Raw genomic sequence first — 22,778 nt, 5'->3', positions numbered from 1 at the left:
TAAAAGATAACCCTTATATGCTTTCACTTAGTTCTTGTTCGATCTCTAATTGTTTCATTTTAGGTTTTATTCCTAATAATTTTCTTACTTTATTTGCAAACTTATCAAAATAAATATAAAGCATTGGTACAAAGAACAAGGTAAGGAAAGTAGATGCTGCAAGTCCTCCAGCAATTACAAGACCCATCCCCTTTAGCATTTCGCTATTTGACCCATTAGAGAATATAAGTGGCAACTGTCCAAGAATCGTAGTCATGGCGGTCATAAGTATAGGACGAAGCCTTGTAGGACAAGCTTTTAAGATAGCTTCTTCTAAATCATATCCATCTCTTTCACGCAAGATATTAATATAATCTACAAGGACAATACCATTGTTTACAACAATTCCTACAAGTACTAGGCAACCGATCAATGCCATCATGCTTAGGGACTCTCCAGTTATAAAAAGTAACAATATTGCACCAGTAAAGGCTAATGGGATGGTAAACATAATGATAAAAGGATTGATCAGCGATTCAAATTGTGCAGCCATAACTAAGTATACAAGAATTATGGCCAAAATAATTACTAGAAAAAGTGAGCTGAAAGTTTCTTCCATCATTTCATTAGCTCCTCCAAGGGAGACAGTATAGCCATCTGGAAAAGTCATTTGATTGATGATATCCTGTACTTCATTTCCCACACTACCAGAGGCACGGCCAAAAACATCACTGGTAACTGTTATATAACGAGTTTGATCAGATCTTTGGATAGATGATGGAACGTCCTCCATTGTAATATTAGCAATAGAAGAAAGGGGAATATATGCTCCTGTTCCTGTGCTAATTCTGATATCACCAAGATTGGTCAATGTTGTTACGAATTTTTCTGGATATACAATTCTTATATCCATTTCTGATCCGTCTACCTTTAAAGTTGTTGCTGTATGTCCAGAAATGATATTTCTAACCTGTGAAGATACTTGTGAACCCGTAAGACCATAGTGCCTTATTTTGTCTTTGTCTATTTTAAGTGCAACTTGTTGGTTTTGTTCTTCTAGGGAGCTTTTTATCTGTCTTAATCCCTGTATCTTAGCCATTTGTTGCTGGATTTTATCGCTGATTTCTTTCATTGTATCTAAATCTTCACCATGAATTTCTACTGTAACGCCTCCTCCTGCTAAAGAGCCCATACTTGAAGAAGCGGAAACTGCAATTTTTGTTCCAGCAATATTCTTTGTAAGATTTCTTACTTCTTCCATAATTTGTTCAATATTTTTGCTTCTTTCTTTTTTATCTATCAATTTAACAGTAATTGAACTTTCTGCACTTCCTCCACCCCTTAAGGAATTCATACCATCTGATGAGCCAGACATTGAAACGGTCATTGACTTTATTTCTGGTATTTTTTCTAGTATTTCTTCACTTTTTAAGGAAAGCTCATTTACACTCTCAAGCTTGCTACCCTTAGGAGCTTCTACCTTTACAGTAAAGGTTCCTTCATCCGAAGAAGGCATTAGTTCAATGCCAACAAAAGGCATCAAGAAAAGTGAAGCTATAAAAATACTAACAATGATGAGTACGGTTCTCTTCTTGTGATGTAAAGACCAGTTAAGAGCTTTCTCATATATATTGCCGATATGTTTGATAAATTTATCAAATGAATCTAGCAAATGATTAATAAAGTTAAGAGGTTTTGGAGCCCTACTATTATGTATGTTATTTACATAATTTGCACTCAACATAGGAACAACCGTAACCGCAACTATAAGTGACATGATCAATGAAAAAACTACTGCAAAAGCAAGATCCATCATCATTTCTAATAGCAAACCACTTGCAAAGATAAAAGGTATAAAAACTGCTATTGTTGTAAGGGTAGAGCCTGCTACTGATAATGCTACCTCTTTTGTACCCCTGTAGGTTCCTCCTATTTTACTAAAACTTTCTGTCGTTCTATATCTATATATATTTTCCAATACTACAACTGAGTTGTCTACAAGCATACCCACACCGATTGAAAGACCTCCCAGTGAAATCATATTGAGTGTTGTTCCAGAAAAATAGAGTAAAACAAAGCTACCAATAACAGATAATGGCATAGAAACAGCGATAACTCCAGTCAGACTCACATTTTTTAAGAAAATAAAAAGTATTAGAATTGAAAGTATTCCACCAATGAAAATATTGGATATTACGTTATTTACAGAATTTTCAATGACACTTCCAGATTCATTTACTATATCTATATCAATATCACTATATGCTTTAGAAATTTTTTCAATTTCTTTTTTAATTGCATTTACTGTAGTAACTGTATTTCCATCGCTGGCTTTTGTTACGGATATCAGGATACTTTCTTCTCCATTATAACGACTGATAGACTTAATTTCTTTATTCACTTCTGTTATTTCGGCGATTTCTTGCAACCCAATAACAGCTCCACTAGAAAGCTTAATAGGTGTTGCCTTTATATCATCAATATTCTCCATTTTTAATTTACTACTTATAGTAAGGGAATTTTCTCCATATTTAATACTTCCCCCAGCTTGGTTTGTATTCTCAGAAGCTAATGTTTGACCAATATTTCCTATAGTAAGTCCAAGTCCTTCCATTCTTTCAGGATCAATTTGGATTTTAATTTCTTTTTCATAACCACCAGTAATAGCAACAGAAGCAACCCCTGGCTGTCTTTCAATACGAGGTTGTATCGTATCTTCAGAAAATATTTTTAGTGCATCTTTATCCATATTTTTAGAAGTAACAGCTATATTTGCTATAGGCTGAGAATTCATATCAAATTTCATGATTGTAGGAGAATTTGCATCATCTGGAAGCATGTGACTGACTGTACCTAATTTATCCCGTATAGAGTTTATGGACTTATCTAGATCTATTCCATAATTAAATTGTACTATTACTGTAGATACCCCTTCTGAAGATGTGGAGGAAATAGAATCTATATTTTCTACATTTGCTACAGCACCTTCTATAACTTCTGTAACGAGGTTTTCTACTTCTTCTGGGCCTGCCCCTGAATATTGGGTCATAATAACTGCAATAGGCATATCTACGTCAGGTGTCAGAGCCATCTGCATTTTACTTATAGAAACTACTCCAAGAATCAGTACGATTGCCATTGCTACAAATATTGTTACAGGCCTTTTAATTGAAATTTTTGCAAAATCCATTTTTTATCAGTCCTTTCTGTTCGTAGGAATCTCAATTCTTGGCCGTAATATTTACTTTGTTTCCATCTGAGACGAAGCTTTGACCTTTCACAACTACTAATTCACCTATTTTTACTCCATCTATTATTTCTATATTCACATCATTTTTTATTCCTGTTTGAACAATTCTTTTGTGTGCCATATTATTTCCATCAACAACATAAACAAAATTTTCACTACCTTTTTTAATAACTGCATTCAATGGAACCGAAATACTATTTTCCTTTTTATCTACAACAAGTTTTAGAGAAGCAAACATACCAGATTTTATGTGATTGTCTTGTTTATCAAGATACACTTCTATTGGATACAACATTGTCGTACTGTTTGCTGCTGGAGAAATATAGGTAACCGTACCTTCATAAGGCTTATCTGATGCTGATGATATGGTGATATATGCTTTTGATCCTACAAAAACTTTGTTTATATAATCGTCTGATATATTAAAGGAAAACTTGAGTTTGTCCGTGTTTACAATAGTCATAGCTGGACTTTGCATTGAAACTATTGATCCTAGTGTTACATTGCAAGTACTAATTACTCCATCAATTTCTGCTTTTACTTTTGTTTTTTCTAGTTGAGTTTGGGCTATTTCTAATGCTATCTGAGCTTGAGCTATAGATGCTTGCCCTGTCTTTTTTGTTCCATCTATAATTTTTTCCTTGGTTAGTTTCAAATTTTCTCTTGCAGTATCAAGCTGAAGCTTCATTTTATCCGTACTAGACTGTAAAGTATCCAATTCATGCTTTGATACGGCTCCAGACTCATATAAAATTTTAGTCTTTTCAAGGTCTTTGATTAAGTCATTATACTGGATTTCATATGAATCCACAGAAGCTTGCTGCTGCATTACCTGATTTTGAAGAGTTGCTCCCACATTCATTTCATAACTTGCCTGTGCGGAAGCAAGAGAAGCTGCTGCTTGTTTTACTTGTAATTTTAGATTTGTATCATCTATTTCAAATAAAACATCCCCAGCTTTTACCGTATCTCCTAGATTGACATATACATTTTTTACTGTACCGCTTACCTCAGGGATGACAGATATTTCATTATTTCCAGCTACCTTTGAAGATACATTGATATATTCTTCAATAGATTTAGGAGCTATTTTCTGGGTTTCAACACTGGTAGAAACGGCTGATTCCTTCATATCAGCAGAACTTACTTTTTTGTTGTTTACAATCCCAAGGACAGCAATTACAACTACAACAGCGGCCATAATTAGATAAATGGATTTCTTATTTTTAATAACCTTCATATCCATACCTCCAAAATATATTTGTACGTTTTTGCTATATAAAAGCAATTGTAAATCATCAACTTTAGGTACTATTTTAGATAGATATCCTTCATTAAAATGAGCTACAAAGTCTATATTAAATCAGTAAGCTTAATCTTTCCTTAAAAAATGATAAATAATTTATTAAGCTACTCTTAAGGTTAATCATGTATAATAAAGTCATAAAATAAGGAAAGCGGTGAAAAAATGAGAATATTGCTTGTTGAGGATGAATTACGTCTCTCTGAAGCTCTTGAATATATTTTGAAAAAGAATAATTATATAGTTGATACAGCTTTTGATGGTATAACAGGTCAGGAAATGGCTGAAACAGGGATTTATAATATTATTATTCTAGATAGGATGTTGCCTGGAAAGGAAGGAGTTGAAGTTTTAAAGGCAATAAGAAGCCAAAGAATTACAACGCCTGTACTTATATTAACTGCAAAGGATGCCATCAAAGACAGAGTTGAAGGTTTAAACAGCGGAGCAGACGATTATGTAATAAAGCCTTTCTCAAACCAAGAACTATTAGCAAGAGTAAGAGCTTTAGGAAGAAGACAAACAGAAACAATTATAAACGAAGAAATAAAAATCGGAAACATAATATTTAATACTTTAAAAGGGGAAATAAATATAGATGGCAAAATAACAAAGCTTTCATCAAAAGAGTCACAGATTTTTGAAATACTTATTAAAAATAAAAATATGGTTGTTACAAAGGAACAATTGTTGGAAAAAATATGGGGTTTCCAATCGGACATAGAACTTAATAATATTGAAGTATATCTTTCTTATCTTAGAAAGAAGCTTGCATTATTAAACTGCAACGTCATTATTGAAACCTTCAGGGGAAGAGGCTATTGTGTGAAGGAGATAAATTAACATGTTTCAAAAACTAAAAATGAAACTTATTTCAATTAATGTTATTTTATTAACTATTGTACTGCTCATCATTTTTTCTGGACTATATTTTATGATGCAACACGGAATGAATCAGCAATCATATATGTTGATGAATACTATTGCACAAGAAGAGCATTTATTCCCTTCAATTAGTACACCTGATGGAAGAAAAGTAGCTTTAGGAAGCTTTTTTATCAAGGTAAATACATCAGGAGAAATTATAGAGCATTCTTCAGAATTTTTTATTTCAAAAGAAGATGTTGAAGAATTAAAAGAAATTGTTCTAAGAAAAGAAAGTAAGAATGGTAATATTGAAAATAACAATTATAGGCTAAAATTTTTAAAGGTTCCAAAGGAATACGGATTGATTATGGTATTTCTTGATAATAGCAGGGAGAAAGACATTTTCAAATGGCTTATTCGGATTTCTATATATATAGGGTTAATCAGTTTAGCACTAGTTTTTTTCATAAGTCTTTTTCTTGCCAACAAAGCCATTAAGCCAGTTAGAGTTTCTTGGGAAAAACAAAATACCTTTGTGGCAGATGCATCCCATGAGCTTCGCACCCCTCTTGCAGTAGTAACTTCAAATTTAGAAATAGTAATGGAAAATGAAAATGAAACTGTTGCTAGTCAAAGTAAGTGGCTTATAAATGTTCAAAGTGAGTTAGAGCGGTTAAAAAAACTTATTGATGATTTGTTGTTTTTAGCAAGATCAGATGCGAAAGATGATGAATGGTTTAAAGAACCTTTTGATCTAAGTGGTCTTTTATGCAAAGTAAAAGATACTTTTATGCCCCTTGCTCAGAAAAAAGGATTAGAATTAATTTTGCATAATAAAGAAGATGTGACCTTTTGGGGAAATGAGTTTAAAATCAAGCAACTGATAACTATATTATTGGACAATGCAATAAAGTATACAAATAGGGGAGGAATCATCGAATTAAGATTGGATATTGGTATAAACACATTCCAACTATCCGTCAAAGATACTGGGGAAGGGATTCCAAAGGAATGTCTAAACCATATTTTTGATAGATTTTATAGAGTTGATAAATCACGCTCAAGGAACTATGGAGGTTCAGGATTAGGTTTAGCCATTGCAAAATGTATTATCAATGAACATAATGGAAAGATTCATGTTGTAAGTGATGTAGGGAAAGGAACAGAGTTTACAGTCGTTTTTCCTATGGAAAAGTAGAGAGGCATTAATGCATTTAGGAGCAAAGTAGATTTCGGTCTGTATGAATCTGCTTTGCTTTTTTTGTTTGAAGAATACTTAGCTGAGAATGGTTCACTATATGAATATAGTGTTAATTAATGAAATGATTTTTGCTATAATACAAGACATTTACATATTTTTAGACTAATTCAATTCATAGATTTTAGTAAAATTAAAAAAATGAATATAAACCAAAAGAGATTTTTAACTAATTTAGGGTATTTATTTTTTAGCAATTTACTAGATCCTATCCAACCTGTTGCTAAAAAGATTAAAGCCAATATTCCAGGAAAATACAATCCAGTGTTTAGATTAGAATATATAGATATTCCTATATTTTTTAAAATAACTTCGCCTAATACAAAGCCATTAGGAAATTTGAAAGAGAATACAATTGAAAATGGGATTAATATTAATAAAAACAGGCCTAATATTTTTTTTGCTTTCATAATAAGACTCCTTTAATGAAATTATACATATTGTGTATATGTATATATTATAAAAACAACCTATAATTGTCTATATTAATATCATTTGTTCTAGTCATATTTTTCTAATATCTTTTTGAACTGTATTGAGCATTCAAAAGCTAAGGATTATATCTGAAAAAATCTTTAGCTTTTTTCTATAGAGATAAAAATGAAATATATTTGAACAAAATATGGTATAGAATATATAATAGATATGTACATATGATAAAGGAGACAAAAAATGAGACTACAAAAATATATTGCTCATGCAGGAATTGCATCTAGAAGAAAAGCAGAAGAAATGATAAAAGAAGGAAGAGTAAAAGTAAACGATCAAGTTGTAAAGGATATGGGAGTTGAAATTGAGCCTACAAAGGATAAAATATATGTAGACGGGAATTTTATTGAGTTAGAACAAAAAAATGTATACATAATGTTAAACAAACCAAAAGGATATGTAACTACTGTATCTGATGAATTTGGTAGACCTACAGTACTTGATTTAGTAAAAGATATAAATGAAAGGATTTATCCTGTAGGAAGACTTGACTTTGATACTTCAGGACTTTTACTTTTAACGAATGATGGAGATTTTACATATCATCTTACGCATCCAAAGCATGAAGTAAAAAAAACATATATTGCTAAAATAAAAGGAGTACCCACAAAAGAAGAATTGAAGAAGTTTAAAAATGGTGTAGACATAGGAGGATATATAACAGCCCCTGCCCATATTGAAATGATCAAACAGAGTAGAGTCTTTTGTACAACAAGAGTAATGATTCATGAAGGAAAGAATAGACAAATCAGAAGAATGTTTGATCAAATTAATCATCCTGTTGTAGCATTAAAAAGAGTTTCTATAGGAGAAATCAAAATGAATGATTTAGAAGAAGGCAAATGGAGAAACCTTACAAAGGAAGAAGTGAATTATTTAAAAAATAGTTAGGGGGGATAAAATGTTAGAAATCAAACCAGCTACAGAGAATGAAATACAAGTGATTGAACAATTAGTAGGTTTGTATGACATAGATCTAGAAGATATAAAAAAAGATATTTCAAATTGTATGATTGCCTATGATAATGAAATACCTGTTGGAGCAGGAGGGTTTAATTATCAAGAAAATCAATGCAGCCTTTCATTTGTAGTAGTAAAAAAAGAGAGACAAAATGAATATTTAGGAGATGCTATTGTAAAATCTGTTTTAAATTTAGCAAATTACAAAGGTATTCAAAAAGTATATGTAAATCCAAAGGAGTATGCTTCTTTTTTTGAAAAATTAAGATTTAAAAAAGATGATGCAGATAAAAATTTATTATTTGTTACTTTACCAGATTATTTTTTACAAGGATGCAAACATAAGAAATAGAGGTGGCAAAATGAATATCAAAACACTAACAAGACCGACAAATTTTGCACAAGAAATTTTAAAAGATATCATCCATAAAGGAGATGTAGTAGTAGATGCTACTATGGGAAATGGACATGATACTCTTTTTTTAGCTAATATGGTTGGAGAAGATGGAAGAGTATTTTCTTTTGATATACAAGATTTGGCTATTGAGAATACAAAAAGATTGTTGCAAGAAAATAAAATTGAAAATGTTTGTCTGATTCAAGATGGACATGAAAATATGGATCAGTATATCAAAGAAGAGGTTTGTGCTATTATTTTTAATTTAGGATATCTTCCAAAGGGAGATCATGAAATTGTTACAAAGGCTCATACAACCATATCAGCTCTTCAAAAATCTTTAACATTATTAAAAAAAGAAGGGCTGACTATAATGGTTATTTATCCAGGGCATGAAGAAGGAGAAGTAGAAAAGGAAAGAATACTAAAATTTACAAAAAATCTTGATTCTACTACATATCATGTATTTGAAATTAGTTATACAAACCAAAACAAAAAACCTCCAATGATTTTAGGGATTATCAAAAAATAAATTTTAACAATTCATATGAAGGTAGATGATATTTGGTTTATTGCTATGATATTTTAATACCTTTACATGAGAATTGTTTTCTATTTTTTGAAAACATTTTAAGCATCTATATTTAGAATGATCCAAATGAGTTTCTTCGATTTCAAGATCTAGGTTTCCATACTTTTTCCAACTTTTCCAACCGGTTTTACAAAGAGAACACCGATTTTCATAATCGGCATATACCCATCTTAAAAGGCGATGAAAATGAAAAGGGTATTTGGTATAATTTAAAAACTGTGGAGGAAGACCTAAGGAAATTGTATATTCTTCAAAGGTTTTTTCAATTTGTGATTGTAGAGGATCTTCAATAATAGTATTATGAAAATGATAACCTTCTTCTTTTAAGTAAATCCTAAGTTCGTCAAACATATATCCTCTACATACTTCTATTTCTTCATTTTTACTTACTTCTAGTTTATCAAACAAATCTTTGATGATAGTGATTACATAATTTAAATATAATTTTTTTTCAAAAGCATGATCGTGATAAAATTGTAGAGGAATAATATCAAAGGCATATTCTTTTGTTTCTTTACGCATAGCACCAATACAAGTACCGCCAATTAAACTTCCGCTTCCTGAGTCGTCAATTTGAATCAATACAATCACTCCTTATAAAAAATGTTATACTCATAGTATTGGTTATATGACAAATTACTATAATAAGAATTCTATGTAAATGGAGGTAATAAATTTGAATATATTAGTGACAAATGATGATGGTATTTTTGCACCAGGAATATATAGTTTAGCTTGTGCATTATCTAAAGTAGGAAAGGTTTATGTTGTAGCTCCAAATAGACAAAGAAGTGCTACAGGACATGCTATTACCATGCATGAACCTATTCGAGCAGAAAAAGTGAAATTTTTTGATGAAGATTTTGATGCCTGGGCAGTGAGTGGAACACCAGCAGATTGTGTAAAAATTGGAATCCAAGGATTGATTAAAGAAAAAATAGATATGGTTTTTTCAGGAATTAATAAAGGACCTAATTTAGGAACAGATGTTTTGTATTCTGGAACAGTATCAGCAGCTATTGAAGGAGCAATTTTAGGATATCCTTCTGTGGCTATATCTTTAGCATCTTTTAAAGATCTTGATTATAATTGTGCTGCTGAATTTTCTACCAAGATAGCAAAAAAATTGATAGAAAACAAATTACCACCAGATACATTGCTTAATGTGAATGTTCCGAATTGTACAAAAGAAGAAATAAAAGGAGTACATATTTCCACATTAGGAGTTAGAAAATATAATAATACATTTATTGAAAGAAAAGATCCTTGGGGAGAAGCTTATTATTGGTTAGGTGGAGAGCTAGTAGATGAAAAAAACGAAGAGGGAACAGATACATATAGCATAGAAAACAATTATATAGCTATTACACCTATTCACTTTGATTTGACAAGATTTGATTTGATGAAAAAAGTAAAAAAATGGGATATTCAATTATAAAAGAATTAACACTGAATAAATGCATACAATAATAATGGTAAACTTGCATGTGATTTGAAAGTAAAATTGCATTATTGTATATTTTCTTAAAAATATGAAATATAAATTGCATTTCATATTTTTTTTTGTTATGATGAATGTAAGGAAAACATTATCTTGAAATGGAGTGAAAGATAAAATGGCCAACCAAAACGAAAAGAAATTGATTATTAAAAAAAGCTGGTGTAAGGGTTGTGGAATTTGTGTGGAATTCTGTCCTAAGAAGGTACTTGCGTTAAAAAATGAAAAGATTGAAATAGTTGATTTAGAAAACTGTATAAAATGTGGTTTATGTGAACTTCGCTGTCCTGATTATGCAATTTATCTAGGAGGTATAGAAGATGAAGAAAAATAATATCAAACTTATGCAGGGGAATGAAGCCTGTGTGGAGGGAGCTATTGCTGCTGGAATGCGTTTTTATGGAGGATATCCGATTACTCCTTCGACAGAAATTGCAGAAGGATCTGCTGAGAAACTCCCTAAAGTAGGCGGAAAATTCATTCAAATGGAAGACGAAATTGCAGGAATGGCTGCTACAATAGGAGCTGCTCTTACAGGAGTGAAAGCTATGACTGCTACAAGTGGTCCTGGATTTTCATTAAAACAAGAAAATATTGGTTATGCTGCTATGGCAGAAGTTCCATGTGTGATTGTAAATGTGCAAAGACATGGCCCAAGTACTGGACTTCCTACTTCTCCATCCCAAGGAGATGTAATGCAAGCAAGATGGGGAACTCATGGAGATCATCCAGTGATTGCTATATCTCCATCTTCTGTAAAAGAAACTTTTGATTTAACAGTAAGAGCATTTAACCTTGCTGAAAAATATAGAACACCGGTTATATTATTATTAGATGAAATTGTAGGCCATATGAGAGAAGGAATTGCGATTCCTGATCCTAGTGAATTAGAAATTATTGATCGCAAAAGACCTGAAAAAGGGGATCAAAACTATTTAGCATATCATGTAGAAGAAGGGGAATATGTTTCACCTATGGCAGGATTTGGAGATGGTTTTAGATACAATGTAACAGGTCTTGTTCATGATGAATCTGGATTCCCAGTAAATAGCCATGAAATAGCAGATCAACTTTGTACTAGACTTATGAAAAAAATAGAAGATAATATAGATGATATTGTAACTTATGAAGAGTTTTGTATGGAAGATGCAGAAATCGTTGTATTTTCTTATGGAGGAAGTGCAAGATCTGCAAAGAGTGCGGTAAAAAAAGCTAGAGAAAAAGGATTAAAGGTTGGTATGTTTAGACCAGTTACTATTTGGCCTTTTCCAGAAAAACAAGTACAAGAATTCGCACAAAAAACAAAAGGTATTATTGTTGCAGAATTAAACTATGGACAATTAGTGATGGAAGTTGAGAGAGTGGTAAAAGGTGCATCAGAGATTTTCCATATTGGAAAAGTAAATGGTGATATTATTACTCCTGATGAGATACTATCTAAAATTGAGGAGGTAATCTAGGATGACGAGCCCATTGATTCAAGATTATTTTAGAATGAACAAATTACCCCATATTTGGTGTCCTGGATGTGGTCATGGTACTTTAATGAGAGCCATTGCACAAGCAATTGACAATTTAGGATTAGATAGAGATAAAGTATGTATCGTATCTGGAATAGGATGTTCTTCGAGAGCACCAGGATATATGAACTTTAATACGCTTCATACTACTCATGGTAGAGCGTTAGCTTTTGCAACAGGTGTAAAAATGGCTAGACCAGAACTTGAAGTAATCGTAATTACTGGAGATGGTGATGCAACAGCCATCGGAGGAAACCATTTAATTCATGCAGCAAGAAGAAATATTGATATTACAACAATTGTATTTAATAACAATATTTATGGAATGACAGGAGGACAATTCTCTCCTACAACGCCTACTGGAGATTTAGGTACTACAGCACCTTTTGGAAATGTAGATAGACCTTTTGATATTCCAAAGCTTGTAGATGGTGCAGGAGCTACTTATGTAGCTAGAGGAACTGTTTATCATGCAAATCAAATGATTAAATTAATTGAAAATGGTATTAAAAACAAAGGATTTTCATTGATTGAAGGTTTAAGTAACTGTCCAACATATTATGCAAGAAAAAATAAAAAGGGTTCAGCTGTGGATATTTTAAAATGGCAAAAAGATCATGCAGTAGATGTAAAAGCAGCACAAAAAATGTCACCAGAGCAATTAGAAGGAAAGTTTGTAATTGGAGAGTTTAAAAATACTCAAGCTCCAGAATATACAGAGTCATATCAAAAAATCATTGATAGATTTATAAAGGAGAGATAGTATGTCTAAACAAATAGAATTAAGATTAACTGGTTCAGGAGGGCAAGGTCTTATTTTAGGAGGAATCATTTTAGCAGAAGCTGCTATTATGGATGGGAAAAATGCTATCCAATCTCAATCCTATGGGCCTGAAGCTCGTGGAGGTGCTAGTAAAGCAGAAGTAATCATTAGTAGTGAGGAAATAGACTTTCCTAAAGTTCAAAATGTTGGCTTATTACTATCTTTAACACAGGTAGCTTGTAATAAATATGCAAATGATACAAAAGAAAATACTATTGTATTAGTAGATTCAAGTGTAGAGGTTTCTTCTGATATAGTATCAAAAGAAGTTATTCGAATTCCAATTCTACAAACTGCAAGTGAAGCGTTAAAAAAACCGATGGTCGCAAATATTATTGCAATTGGCGCAATAAATGGTATAATGAATATAGCGTCTAAAGAATCTTTAGAAGCTGCTGTTTTAAACAGAGTACCAAAAGGGACAGAAGATTTAAACAAAAAAGCTCTAGAAGAAGGATATAAACTGATTGCTAGAGGATAAAATTTAATTCAGCTCGAAAGGAAAATTTTCATGAGAGATGATCGTGTAGATTTAATAAAAATCATACAGAAAAGTTTTTCAAGACTGAGTAAAGGTCAAAAATTAATTGCTCAATTTATTATGAATAATTATGATAAAGCTGCTTTTATGACTGCATCTAAATTAGGAAACAAAGTAGGAGTAAGTGAGTCTACAGTTGTACGTTTTGCAAATGCGTTAGGATATGAAGGATATCCACAACTTCAACAAGAACTGCAAGAACTGATTAAGACAAAACTTACTACGGTACAAAGACTTGAAATGTCTAATGACTATACAAATGAAGGAGCAGTGCTCAAGAAGGTTTTAAAAGAAGATATGGATAACATTAAAGCTACTATTGAAGAGATTGATGATGATGTTTTTCAAAATGTTGTAGATAGTATCTTCAATGCCAAAAGAATTTATATTATAGGCCTTAGAAGTTCAAGTACGTTAGCTGAATATTTGGGATTTTATTTAAACCTTATATTGGACAATGTAAAAATTGTAACACCTGGAGTAAGTGATGTATTTGAACAAATGTTAAGAGTAGGAAAAGATGATGTAGTAATAGGAATGAGTTTTCCAAGATATTCTGCCAATACATTAAATGCAATAAACTTTACAAAGGAAAAGGGAGCTTTAGTTGTAGGAATTACAGATAGTAAAGTTTCTCCTATTGCAGCTATTTCAGATTATACACTTATTGCCAGAAGTCATATGGCATCTTTTGTAGATTCTTTAGTGGCACCTTTAAGTTTGATTAATGCTTTAGTAGTTGCGGTAGGAATGAGAGAAAAATCAGAAATAGCCAATACATTTAATACATTAGAGCACATTTGGGAAAAACATAATGTGTATAATGACAAAAATACCATATTATAAAATAAAAGGCTACGGAGTTTCCGTAGCTTTTTATTTTATGATAGTTTGAATAAGAATATGAGAATTTTTTTAATAAATAGGGAAAAATAATAAGAAATATATTCATTTAATGGTATAATAAATTTGACATTTTAAAGGGGGAAAAATAATGACTAGATTATACTTAGTAAGACATGGACAAACAAAATGGAACTTAGAATTTAGAGCACAAGGTTCTCAAAATATCGAACTAACAGACAAAGGAAAAATGCAGGCTGCTCTTTTGGCAGAAAAAATGAAAAAATATAAAATTGATTCTATCTATAGCAGCAACTTAGATAGAGCCTATGAGACGGCTTTAACTTTAGGAGAAAAAATAGGGATACCTGTTTCTAAAATAAACGATTTAAGAGAAATGTCTTTTGGTGATTGGGAAGGACTTACTATGGATGAAATTCAAAAAACTTATAAAAGCCACTATACAGTTTGGAGAGACCAACCTCATGAAGCACAAATTCCTGGAGGAGAGACATTAGTAGAAGTACAAAAAAGAGCTTTAAGGGCAGTATATGATATAGTGAAAGAAAATGAGGGTAAAAATATTGTCATTGTTTCTCATGGAGTAGCTATCAAGTCTATTTTACTTGGTATTATGGATATAGATCTTTCTAATTTTTATAAAATAAGTTTAGATAATACTTGTATTAATATTATTGATTTTAAAGATTATGGACCTGTACTTGTGTCCCTAAATGATACTTGCCATCTAGAAAATATAAAGTAGAGGATGATACGATTGGAAACGGTTATTGTTATCGGAGGCGGAGCTGCAGGGATGATGGCAGCAGGAACTGCCGCAGCTAAAGGAAATAAAGTGATTTTACTTGAGAAAAATGAAAAGCTTGGAAAAAAGATTTATATTACTGGAAAAGGAAGATGTAATGTTACAAACAATGGAGATATAGAAGATTTATTAAATCATGTAACTACCAATAAAAATTTTTTGTATAGTGCCTTTTATACTTTTACCAATGAAGATTTAATCAATCTTATGCATAAATATAACGTTTTTACAAAAGTAGAGAGAGGAAATAGAGTATTTCCAAAGTCAGATAAATCAAGTGATGTAATCAAAGCATTTGAAAACTATATGAAAGAATATCATGTAGATATAAGACTTCAAAAACAAGTAAGTAAAATTTTAGAAGAAAATGGACAAGTTACAGGAGTACAATTGATAGATGGACAAAAAATATTCGGAAATAAAGTGATTGTAGCTACAGGAGGAATGAGTTATCCAACTACAGGTTCTACAGGAGATGGATACAAATTTGCAAAAGCTTTTGGACATGATATTGTTTCTCTAAAGCCTTCTCTAGCTCCACTAGAAATTCAACAGGATTGGGTAAAAAAGTTACAGGGACTATCTCTTAAAAATGTATCTTTACAAGCTAGTTTTAAGGGAAAACTAATTTACGAAGAATTTGGAGAAATGATTTTCACACATTTTGGTATTTCAGGTCCCATTGTCCTTAGTATGAGCAATTATATTAAAAATCATATAGAAAAAGGAAAAGTTGAGATTTTTTTAAATATAAAGCCAGCTTTAACTTCAGAACAATTGGATAAAAGAATCATTAAAGATTTTGAAAAATATTCTAAAAAACAATTTAAAAATGCTTTGAAAGATTTACTTCCTTTAAAAATGATTCCAATTGTGATTTCTTTGTCTGGTATATCAGAAGAAAAATATGTAAACCAAATTACAAAAGAGGAAAGAATCAGTCTTGTGAATTTATTACAAAATATGAAAATGACAGTAGAAAACATAAGACCTATAAAGGAAGCTATCATCACTTCAGGTGGAATCAATACAAAAGAAATTAATCCTTCTACTATGGAATCTAAAAAAATAAAAGATCTTTATTTTGCAGGAGAAGTAATTGATGTAGATGCTTTAACAGGAGGATATAATCTTCAAATTGCTTTTTCTACGGGTTTTGTAGCAGGAAGCAATGTATAAAGAATGGGGAGAAGATGAGATGAATAGTATGAGTATTGCTTTAGATGGACCTGCAGGAGCTGGAAAAAGTACTATTGCAAAAAAAATATCAGAGATTAAAAATATTACGTATATTGATACAGGTGCTATGTATAGAGCAATTGCTTTAAAAGTACTTAAGGAAAATATAGACCTTGAAAATCAGGATCATATAGAAAAAATGCTATTATCTACTAAAATTGATATAAAGGGAAATGATATATTTTTAGATGGGCAAATGGTCACAGATGAGATCAGAAATCCTAATGTAAACAAAATGGTTTCTCATGTAGCGAAGATTTTAGCAGTTAGAGAAAAAATGACTTATTTACAAAGGGAAATTGCATCTTGTAAAGATGTAGTTATGGATGGTAGAGATATTGGTACCTTTGTTCTTCCTAATGCTACTTATAAATTTTATTTGACTGCATCTATAGAAGAAAGAGCAGAAAGAAGATATATAGAATTAAAAGAAAAAGGATTTGAAGTGACATTAGAACAAATTAAAGATGAAATACAAGAAAGAGATAAAATGGACATGGAAAGAGAAATTGCACCTCTTAAAAAAGCTCAAGATGCTATTGAAATAGATACTACAGGAAAAGGAATTGAACAAGTCATCCATGAAATATTAAAATATTTAAAAGAATAAAAGAGATTTTTCTAATTTTAAAGAAGGAGTTTGTAGGAATATGTAGAATCTAAAATAAATGTGCCTATAGGAGGGAGTATGATATTGAAAATTATTGTTGCAGATAATGCAGGTTTTTGCTTTGGGGTCAAGAGAGCTATGAATCAAACGATAGATGCTATTGATAAAGACCATAATAAAAAAATATATACCTATGGGCCACTGATTCATAATCATCAAGTAATAGATAAGTTAGAGTCTATGGGAGTCTTTGCGATTGAAGATATAAAAAAGGCACAAGATAAAACTTTAATTATACGGTCTCATGGAGTTCCTCTTAATTTTTATGATTCTACTCATGAACATAATATACAATTGATTGACGCTACTTGTCCTTTTGTAAGAAAAGTACAAAAAATTGCAAAAGAATATTATGACAAAGGTTATAATATTGTTATTGTAGGAAATCCAAAACATCCTGAAGTCATAGGCATTAATGGGTGGTGTAATAATCAAGCTTATATTATAGAAAATCTAGAAGCTGTTTCAAAATTAGAATCTCTAAATAAAATTTGTGTAGTAGCACAAACCACTATTACTCAAGAGTTATGGAATCATGTAGTAGAAGAACTAGAAAAAAAATCTACTACATTAAAAACATTTAATACTATTTGTACAGCTACAATAGAAAGGCAGAAATCATGTGCCCAGGTAGCCCAGATGGTAGATGCTATGATTGTGATTGGTGGCTATCATAGTTCAAATACACAGAAATTGGTACAAATCAGTAAAAAGTATTGCAAGAATACTTATCATATAGAAACTGCTGAAGAGTTACCACTAGAAGAAATAAAAAAATTTGATAAAATTGGAGTAACAGCCGGAGCTTCAACACCGGACTGGATTATTAAGGAGGCTATTCATAAAATGAATAATACAGAAAACAATGATATGATGAATATGATGGAGGAATATGAAAAAAGTTTTAAAGTCCTTAGAAGAGGAGAAGTTGTAAAAGGAACTGTTATTCTTGTTACAAATCAAGAAATTATGGTAAATGTAGGATATAAATCAGATGGAATTATTCCTAAAGGCGAAATCTCTAATGATCCTTCGATCAATCCTCGTGACATAGTAAAAGAAGGAGATGAAATAGAAGTATATATAGTAAGTACAGATGATGGAGAAGGAAACCTTCTTTTATCTAAAAAAAGAGTAGATGCAAAAAAAGATTGGGAAGAACTAGAAGAATCAGAAGGAAAAAACAATGTAATTTCTGTAAAAGTTTTAGAGGTAGTAAAGGGTGGAGTCATTGCTGGATACAAAGAAATTAGAGGATTTATCCCAGCATCTCAATTATCTACTAGCTATGTAGAGGATATGAAAATCTTTCTAGGGAAAGAATTATATGTACGAGTAATTGAGTTTGATCAAAAAAAGAAAAAAATTGTATTTTCTCGTAAGGCAGTTATGGAAGAAGAAAATCAAGTAAAACGTCGTATGTTATGGGAAAACATCTCAAAGGACAAAGTGATAGAAGGAGAAGTAAGAAGAATTGTAGATTTTGGTGCATTTGTAGATATTGGAGGAGTAGATGGTCTTGTTCATATCTCTGATCTTGCTTGGGGAAGAATCAAACATCCTACAGAAGTAGTTAAAGTAGGAGATAAAGTAAAAGTAATTGTATTGGACTTTGATAAAGAAAAAGAGAGAATATCATTGGGAATGAAACAACTTACAAAAGAACCATGGGAAACTGTAGAAGAGAGATATCATGTTGGAGATATTGTTGAAGGAAAAGTATTAAAGCTTGTAGATTTTGGTGCATTTGTTGAAGTAGAATCAGGAATAGATGGACTTGTTCATATTTCTCAAATCTGTGATAGACATATTGCAAAGCCATCTGAAGAAATTCATGTAGGACAAAAAGTAAACGTGAAAATACTTGATTTAAATAAAGAAACTAAAAGAATGAGTTTAAGTATCAAAGAAGCTGTTGAGGATACAAATGAACCGAATTTAGAACAAATCAATCAAGATGAACCAACTACTATAGGAGAAATATTAGGATCTAAAGAATAAGGAAGATCATCTTCCTTATTCTTTTCTAAATTTAGGGGTATATATAAATTTAGTATGAAAAAGAATGAATATTAAAGGGGGCAAGCTATGAACAATTATGAGCTATTCAAAGAGAAAGTCCATAAAAAGACAGGAATCAATTTATCTTATTATAAAGAAAGACAGATGAAAAGAAGAATTGATTCTTTAATGAAAAGAAACAACTTTTCAAATTATGATGATTACTTTAATGCAATGAATAAAGATGCAAAGATTTTTGAAGAATTTATTAATTATCTTACCATTAATGTTTCTGAATTTTTTAGAAATGCTAGTCAATGGACTATTTTACAAAAGGATATTTTTCCTGATCTTTTAAAAAAGAGTAGAACTTTAAAAATATGGAGTGCTGCATGTTCTACTGGAGATGAACCTTATTCATTAGTTATGGCTTTGAGTGAATTAGTGCCTTTAAGCAATATAAAAATTTTGGCTACAGATATTGATAAAGAAGTAATTCAAAAAGCTAAGACAGGAATTTATTCTGCTAAGAGTATTGAAAATGTACCTAAGCATTTAGCAAGTAAATATTTTGAAAAAATAGGAGAATCTTTTAAAATCAAAGATGAAATTAAAAATTGTGTCCAATTTAAACAGCATAATTTATTAAAAGATCCATATCCAGATCAATGTGATTTGATTGTATGTAGGAATGTGATGATCTATTTTACAGAAGAATCTAAAGAAATTATGTATAAAAAATTTAGAGATGCATTAAAAGAGAATGGAGTATTATTTGTAGGAAGTACAGAACAAATTATATTGCCTACAAGATATCAGTTGGATTCTGTAAAAACGTTTTTTTATAAGAGAATTTAAGATTATTTATATAATTTTATACGTAAAGTACAAAAAAATACTACTTCTTTACAATTTACGTTGTAAAGAAGTAGTATTTTTTGTTATAAATGTCTGTTTGTTGTTAAAGTTTGACTAAAATTAATATTCTAAATTTACTACAAAATTGCAGGAATTATCAAATGATCCAAGAATATTTACATTGAAGGAGTGATGAATGTGATTGATAAAGAAAAAAGATATTCTATTTCAGAAGTAAGTAAATTAACAGGATATGAAGCTCATGTACTAAGATATTATGAAAGTGATTTTAATTTAGAGATTCCTAGAACACCTACAAATCGTAGGTACTATACTTATAAAGAAATAGAAAGATTATTTTATATTAAAGAGCTTCAAGAGAGAGGCCTTACCAATAAACAAATTAAATTGATTTTAGAAGCCCCAGAATTAGTGATTCCTTCAACTAGTGAAGTGGCCGCAACTTCAGAATCACAAGAGTTATGTGTGATAGATAAAGATCCTGCAAAAGACATGATTCAAAGAATTTGTGATCAAGTTCATGAGACGATTCGACTCAATATAGGGAACAAGCTAGAAGAAGCAAAGGATGAAATTATTGATTATTTTCATTCTATGAAAAAAGAAGAAGAAGAGATTGAGAATACAGATGTGATCCGAAAAGAAAAAGATGTTTTAATCTGCGAAAATGCAAGGCTTAAGATGAAAGTAAAAGAGAAGTCTTATGAGATGGCTCAATTGAGAGAAAAGATGAAAAGATTAGAAGAAAAAAATAAGCCTTTCTGGAAAAAAATATTTTCCAAGAGCTCTTAATAAATAGAATGATGAAATATGTAAAAATGTGCGAATCATTTATTAGAAAATTTTAAACAATAAACAAAATTCTGTATCTTAAAAATGTTTTCTATGTTATAATAATTTCAGGACATACACTATGTATTATATATAGTGTACATAAAAAATAAATGGGGGGATTAACATGATTATTGGAGTTCCAAAGGAGATTAAAAACAATGAAAACAGAGTAGCCATTACACCTGCAGGAGTAGAATCTTTTGTAAAAAATGGGCACAAAGTAATCATTGAACATAATGCTGGAATGGGAATAGGGATAGATGACGAGGCGTTTAAAAGTGCAGGAGCTGAAATTATACCTACAGCAAAAGAAGTATTTGATAAAGCAGATATGATTATAAAAGTAAAAGAACCATTAAAAGAAGAATATGGATATTTTAGAGAAGGACAAATTCTATATACATACCTACATTTAGCACCAGAACCAGAACTTACAAAAGCTCTTATAGAGAAAAAAGTAATTGGTATTGCTTATGAAACAGTTCAATTAGCAGATGGATCTTTACCACTTCTTACTCCTATGAGTATGATTGCTGGAAGAATGGCTACACAAGTAGGGGCACAATTCTTAGAAAAGCATGAAGGTGGAAAAGGAATGTTAATTGGGGGCGTTCCTGGAGTTGCGCCTGGAGAAGTTGTAGTTATTGGTGGAGGAATTGTTGGAACAAATGCAGCTAAAATGGCGTTAGGTTTAGGTGCAAATGTTACGATTTTAGATATTAATCCAGCAAGACTTTTATACTTAGATGATTTATTTGAAGGAAAAGTAAATACAATTATGTCTAATAGCTATAATATAGCAAAAGCTGTTCAAAAGGCAGATTTATTGATCGGATCTGTACTTATTCCTGGTGCAAAAGCTCCTACACTTGTAACAGAAGAAATGGTAAAAACTATGGAACCAGGTTCTGTTATAGTAGACGTAGCTATTGACCAAGGTGGTTCTATTGAAACTATTGATAGAATTTCAACTCATGATAAACCAACTTATGAAAAACATGGTGTACTTCATTATGCAGTACCAAACATTCCTGGTGCAGTAGCTAGAACTGCTACTTTTGCTCTTACAAACTCAACAATACCTTACGGATTAAAAATTGCGAATAAAGGATATCTTGCTGCTCTTCGTGAAGATCCTGCATTGGCAAAAGGATTAAATGTAATTGATGGAAAAATTACTTATGAATCTGTAGCAAAAGTTCATAATTTAGAATATACACCTATTGAAGAAATCCTAGGTTGTGAAGCTGAAGCTACGATTTAGTAAATTGAAATTATAAAAAATGGGAAGCTACTATTTCAGTAGCTTCTTTTTTGTATAAAGAAAACCATCTGATAAAATAATCGATTCAATGTAATTATCTTATAAAAGTATTCTTTACTCGTTGAGATTTCAGTAGATAAGTTCCCCAGATTGTTAAGTAACCTATATTTTTGAATAAATTTTGAACTAAAACTTCAAAAGTTTCGTTACCCAATGCTGGAATTTGATTACATAAAATCATATCAATTACCATGAAAAGTATACTCATGATCACAGAAAATGACCACATTTTAATAAAAAATCTGGATTTTTTAAAAAGTAAAAACAAAGCTGTAAGAGCTAGAAGAACAGAAATTATATTTGCAACAAGTTCAAAAATTATAGTTGGTTTCCATAGAACATGGTAAACAGGACTACTAGGCGATGTTAGTGCATACCATGTATCCTCAGTAAGAGAAGTGGAGAATGTAGAATAGGTCTCATATGCCATATATATTGGCCTAATGATTGCAGTAATTGTAAACAGTAGTAGCCATCCACCTATACCACTATATTCTAATAGCTCAGTCTTATTATCAATAGTCATTTGTGTCACCTCCTTCTGAATGTCATGATCATATTATACCAATTATTGAAAAATTTACTGTAGGTAATCTGGCTTATATTGAGACATATAGTACATTAGATGAACTATTGAGGATAATGTAGAAGGAGAATAGCCATTAAAATAAGAGTAAGTTGGCAA

General features: G+C 31.0%; 23 protein-coding genes. 18 read left to right on the top strand and 5 right to left on the bottom strand.

The window, feature by feature from the left end:
* Positions 1-13: 13 nt before the first annotated feature.
* Positions 14-3,169: an efflux RND transporter permease subunit gene (locus BN2409_RS14460; RefSeq protein WP_053957317.1), complete on the bottom strand. Its 3,156-nt coding sequence runs from the start codon at positions 3,167-3,169 to the stop codon at positions 14-16.
* Between the two features lie 31 nt (positions 3,170-3,200).
* Positions 3,201-4,469 carry an efflux RND transporter periplasmic adaptor subunit gene (locus BN2409_RS14455; protein WP_053957316.1) on the bottom strand — a complete coding sequence of 423 codons (1,269 nt, stop codon included), beginning with the start codon at positions 4,467-4,469 and terminating at the stop codon, positions 3,201-3,203.
* 228 nt (positions 4,470-4,697) lie between these two features.
* On the opposite strand from BN2409_RS14455, the gene BN2409_RS14450 reads away from it, so the two are divergent.
* Both BN2409_RS14450 and BN2409_RS14445 read left to right on the top strand, forming a co-directional pair.
* On the top strand, positions 4,698-5,375 hold the full coding sequence (locus BN2409_RS14450) for a response regulator transcription factor (protein WP_053957315.1): 678 nt from the start codon (positions 4,698-4,700) through the stop codon (positions 5,373-5,375).
* 1 nt (position 5,376) lies between these two features.
* Positions 5,377-6,597, top strand: a complete 1,221-nt coding sequence (locus BN2409_RS14445; RefSeq protein ID WP_053957314.1) for a sensor histidine kinase — start codon at positions 5,377-5,379, stop codon at positions 6,595-6,597.
* 170 nt (positions 6,598-6,767) lie between these two features.
* On the opposite strand, the gene BN2409_RS14440 is transcribed toward BN2409_RS14445, so the two are convergent.
* The gene (locus BN2409_RS14440) at positions 6,768-7,067 is read right to left on the bottom strand and encodes a hypothetical protein (RefSeq protein ID WP_053957313.1); all 300 of its coding nucleotides are present in this window, start codon (positions 7,065-7,067) and stop codon (positions 6,768-6,770) included.
* Positions 7,068-7,329: 262 nt separating this feature from the next.
* On the opposite strand from BN2409_RS14440, the gene BN2409_RS14435 reads away from it, so the two are divergent.
* Genes BN2409_RS14435 through mnmM form a run of 3 tightly spaced genes read left to right on the top strand, consistent with a single transcriptional unit; the run spans position 7,330 to position 9,035 of the window.
* A complete protein-coding gene (locus BN2409_RS14435; RefSeq protein ID WP_053957312.1) occupies positions 7,330-8,037 on the top strand; it encodes a pseudouridine synthase in 708 nt (235 codons plus the stop codon).
* Between the two features lie 10 nt (positions 8,038-8,047).
* The gene (locus BN2409_RS14430; protein ID WP_053957311.1) at positions 8,048-8,458 is read left to right on the top strand and encodes a GNAT family N-acetyltransferase; all 411 of its coding nucleotides are present in this window, start codon (positions 8,048-8,050) and stop codon (positions 8,456-8,458) included.
* A gap of 10 nt (positions 8,459-8,468) precedes the next feature.
* A complete protein-coding gene (mnmM, locus tag BN2409_RS14425) occupies positions 8,469-9,035 on the top strand; it encodes a tRNA 5-(aminomethyl)-2-thiouridylate-methyltransferase MnmM (RefSeq protein ID WP_053957310.1) in 567 nt (188 codons plus the stop codon).
* 3 nt (positions 9,036-9,038) lie between these two features.
* Here the strand turns inward: mnmM and BN2409_RS14420 are convergent, their stop codons facing one another.
* Complete coding sequence (locus tag BN2409_RS14420) at positions 9,039-9,686, bottom strand: hypothetical protein (protein ID WP_334291717.1); 648 nt, start codon at positions 9,684-9,686, stop codon at positions 9,039-9,041.
* Positions 9,687-9,771: 85 nt separating this feature from the next.
* Between BN2409_RS14420 and surE the strand changes: the two genes are divergently transcribed.
* The 13 genes from surE (at position 9,772) to ald (ending at position 22,033) form a co-directional block, all read left to right on the top strand.
* Positions 9,772-10,533 (top strand): 5'/3'-nucleotidase SurE, encoded by a 762-nt coding sequence (surE, locus tag BN2409_RS14415; RefSeq protein ID WP_053957308.1) that lies wholly within the window; start codon positions 9,772-9,774, stop codon positions 10,531-10,533.
* A 178-nt stretch (positions 10,534-10,711) separates the two neighbouring features.
* Entirely contained in the window at positions 10,712-10,927 is a 216-nt protein-coding gene (locus tag BN2409_RS14410) for a 4Fe-4S dicluster domain-containing protein (protein WP_053957307.1), read from the top strand.
* The gene (locus BN2409_RS14405; protein WP_053957306.1) at positions 10,914-12,053 is read left to right on the top strand and encodes a 2-oxoacid:acceptor oxidoreductase subunit alpha; all 1,140 of its coding nucleotides are present in this window, start codon (positions 10,914-10,916) and stop codon (positions 12,051-12,053) included. Before BN2409_RS14410 ends, BN2409_RS14405 begins: the two co-directional genes overlap by 14 nt.
* 1 nt (position 12,054) lies before the next feature.
* Complete coding sequence (locus tag BN2409_RS14400; RefSeq protein WP_053957305.1) at positions 12,055-12,876, top strand: 2-oxoacid:ferredoxin oxidoreductase subunit beta; 822 nt, start codon at positions 12,055-12,057, stop codon at positions 12,874-12,876.
* A 1-nt stretch (position 12,877) separates the two neighbouring features.
* The gene (locus BN2409_RS14395; protein WP_053957304.1) at positions 12,878-13,417 is read left to right on the top strand and encodes a 2-oxoacid:acceptor oxidoreductase family protein; all 540 of its coding nucleotides are present in this window, start codon (positions 12,878-12,880) and stop codon (positions 13,415-13,417) included.
* 30 nt (positions 13,418-13,447) lie between these two features.
* A complete protein-coding gene (locus BN2409_RS14390) occupies positions 13,448-14,323 on the top strand; it encodes a MurR/RpiR family transcriptional regulator (RefSeq protein ID WP_053957303.1) in 876 nt (291 codons plus the stop codon).
* A 148-nt stretch (positions 14,324-14,471) separates the two neighbouring features.
* Complete coding sequence (locus tag BN2409_RS14385; RefSeq protein WP_199873050.1) at positions 14,472-15,086, top strand: histidine phosphatase family protein; 615 nt, start codon at positions 14,472-14,474, stop codon at positions 15,084-15,086.
* Positions 15,087-15,098: 12 nt separating this feature from the next.
* Positions 15,099-16,325, top strand: a complete 1,227-nt coding sequence (locus BN2409_RS14380) for a BaiN/RdsA family NAD(P)/FAD-dependent oxidoreductase (protein WP_242847970.1) — start codon at positions 15,099-15,101, stop codon at positions 16,323-16,325.
* On the top strand, positions 16,318-16,995 hold the full coding sequence (gene cmk, locus BN2409_RS14375) for a (d)CMP kinase (RefSeq protein ID WP_330375474.1): 678 nt from the start codon (positions 16,318-16,320) through the stop codon (positions 16,993-16,995). The genes BN2409_RS14380 and cmk overlap by 8 nt, the downstream gene beginning before the upstream one ends.
* Positions 16,996-17,073: 78 nt before the next feature.
* Positions 17,074-19,056 carry a bifunctional 4-hydroxy-3-methylbut-2-enyl diphosphate reductase/30S ribosomal protein S1 gene (locus BN2409_RS14370; RefSeq protein ID WP_199873049.1) on the top strand — a complete coding sequence of 661 codons (1,983 nt, stop codon included), beginning with the start codon at positions 17,074-17,076 and terminating at the stop codon, positions 19,054-19,056.
* An 87-nt stretch (positions 19,057-19,143) separates the two neighbouring features.
* Entirely contained in the window at positions 19,144-19,914 is a 771-nt protein-coding gene (locus tag BN2409_RS14365; RefSeq protein WP_053957300.1) for a CheR family methyltransferase, read from the top strand.
* 198 nt (positions 19,915-20,112) lie between these two features.
* Positions 20,113-20,727 (top strand): MerR family transcriptional regulator, encoded by a 615-nt coding sequence (locus BN2409_RS14360; protein ID WP_053957299.1) that lies wholly within the window; start codon positions 20,113-20,115, stop codon positions 20,725-20,727.
* Between the two features lie 166 nt (positions 20,728-20,893).
* Positions 20,894-22,033, top strand: coding sequence for an alanine dehydrogenase (ald, locus tag BN2409_RS14355; protein WP_053957298.1), 1,140 nt, complete (start codon positions 20,894-20,896; stop codon positions 22,031-22,033).
* 94 nt (positions 22,034-22,127) lie between these two features.
* Here ald and BN2409_RS14350 read toward each other — a convergent pair whose 3' ends face one another.
* Positions 22,128-22,619, bottom strand: a complete 492-nt coding sequence (locus tag BN2409_RS14350) for a DUF2569 domain-containing protein (protein WP_053957297.1) — start codon at positions 22,617-22,619, stop codon at positions 22,128-22,130.
* Positions 22,620-22,778 lie beyond the last annotated feature (159 nt).

It is taken from the genome of Inediibacterium massiliense (assembly GCF_001282725.1).
In the GTDB taxonomy this organism is placed as follows: Bacteria; Bacillota; Clostridia; order Peptostreptococcales; family Thermotaleaceae; genus Anaerophilus; species Anaerophilus massiliensis.
This window is presented reverse-complemented; position numbering and strand designations above follow the sequence as displayed.

Coding starts and splice junctions, on each gene's coding strand:
- BN2409_RS14460 (WP_053957317.1), bottom strand. CDS start 3,169: ATGGATTTTGCAAAAATTTCAATTAAAAGGCCTGTAACAATATTTGTA.
- BN2409_RS14455 (WP_053957316.1), bottom strand. CDS start 4,469: ATGAAGGTTATTAAAAATAAGAAATCCATTTATCTAATTATGGCCGCT.
- BN2409_RS14450 (WP_053957315.1), top strand. CDS start 4,698: ATGAGAATATTGCTTGTTGAGGATGAATTACGTCTCTCTGAAGCTCTT.
- BN2409_RS14445 (WP_053957314.1), top strand. CDS start 5,377: ATGTTTCAAAAACTAAAAATGAAACTTATTTCAATTAATGTTATTTTA.
- BN2409_RS14440 (WP_053957313.1), bottom strand. CDS start 7,067: ATGAAAGCAAAAAAAATATTAGGCCTGTTTTTATTAATATTAATCCCA.
- BN2409_RS14435 (WP_053957312.1), top strand. CDS start 7,330: ATGAGACTACAAAAATATATTGCTCATGCAGGAATTGCATCTAGAAGA.
- BN2409_RS14430 (WP_053957311.1), top strand. CDS start 8,048: ATGTTAGAAATCAAACCAGCTACAGAGAATGAAATACAAGTGATTGAA.
- mnmM (WP_053957310.1), top strand. CDS start 8,469: ATGAATATCAAAACACTAACAAGACCGACAAATTTTGCACAAGAAATT.
- BN2409_RS14410 (WP_053957307.1), top strand. CDS start 10,712: ATGGCCAACCAAAACGAAAAGAAATTGATTATTAAAAAAAGCTGGTGT.
- BN2409_RS14405 (WP_053957306.1), top strand. CDS start 10,914: ATGAAGAAAAATAATATCAAACTTATGCAGGGGAATGAAGCCTGTGTG.
- BN2409_RS14400 (WP_053957305.1), top strand. CDS start 12,055: ATGACGAGCCCATTGATTCAAGATTATTTTAGAATGAACAAATTACCC.
- BN2409_RS14395 (WP_053957304.1), top strand. CDS start 12,878: ATGTCTAAACAAATAGAATTAAGATTAACTGGTTCAGGAGGGCAAGGT.
- BN2409_RS14390 (WP_053957303.1), top strand. CDS start 13,448: ATGAGAGATGATCGTGTAGATTTAATAAAAATCATACAGAAAAGTTTT.
- BN2409_RS14385 (WP_199873050.1), top strand. CDS start 14,472: ATGACTAGATTATACTTAGTAAGACATGGACAAACAAAATGGAACTTA.
- cmk (WP_330375474.1), top strand. CDS start 16,318: ATGTATAAAGAATGGGGAGAAGATGAGATGAATAGTATGAGTATTGCT.
- BN2409_RS14370 (WP_199873049.1), top strand. CDS start 17,074: ATGATATTGAAAATTATTGTTGCAGATAATGCAGGTTTTTGCTTTGGG.
- BN2409_RS14365 (WP_053957300.1), top strand. CDS start 19,144: ATGAACAATTATGAGCTATTCAAAGAGAAAGTCCATAAAAAGACAGGA.
- ald (WP_053957298.1), top strand. CDS start 20,894: ATGATTATTGGAGTTCCAAAGGAGATTAAAAACAATGAAAACAGAGTA.
- BN2409_RS14350 (WP_053957297.1), bottom strand. CDS start 22,619: ATGACTATTGATAATAAGACTGAGCTATTAGAATATAGTGGTATAGGT.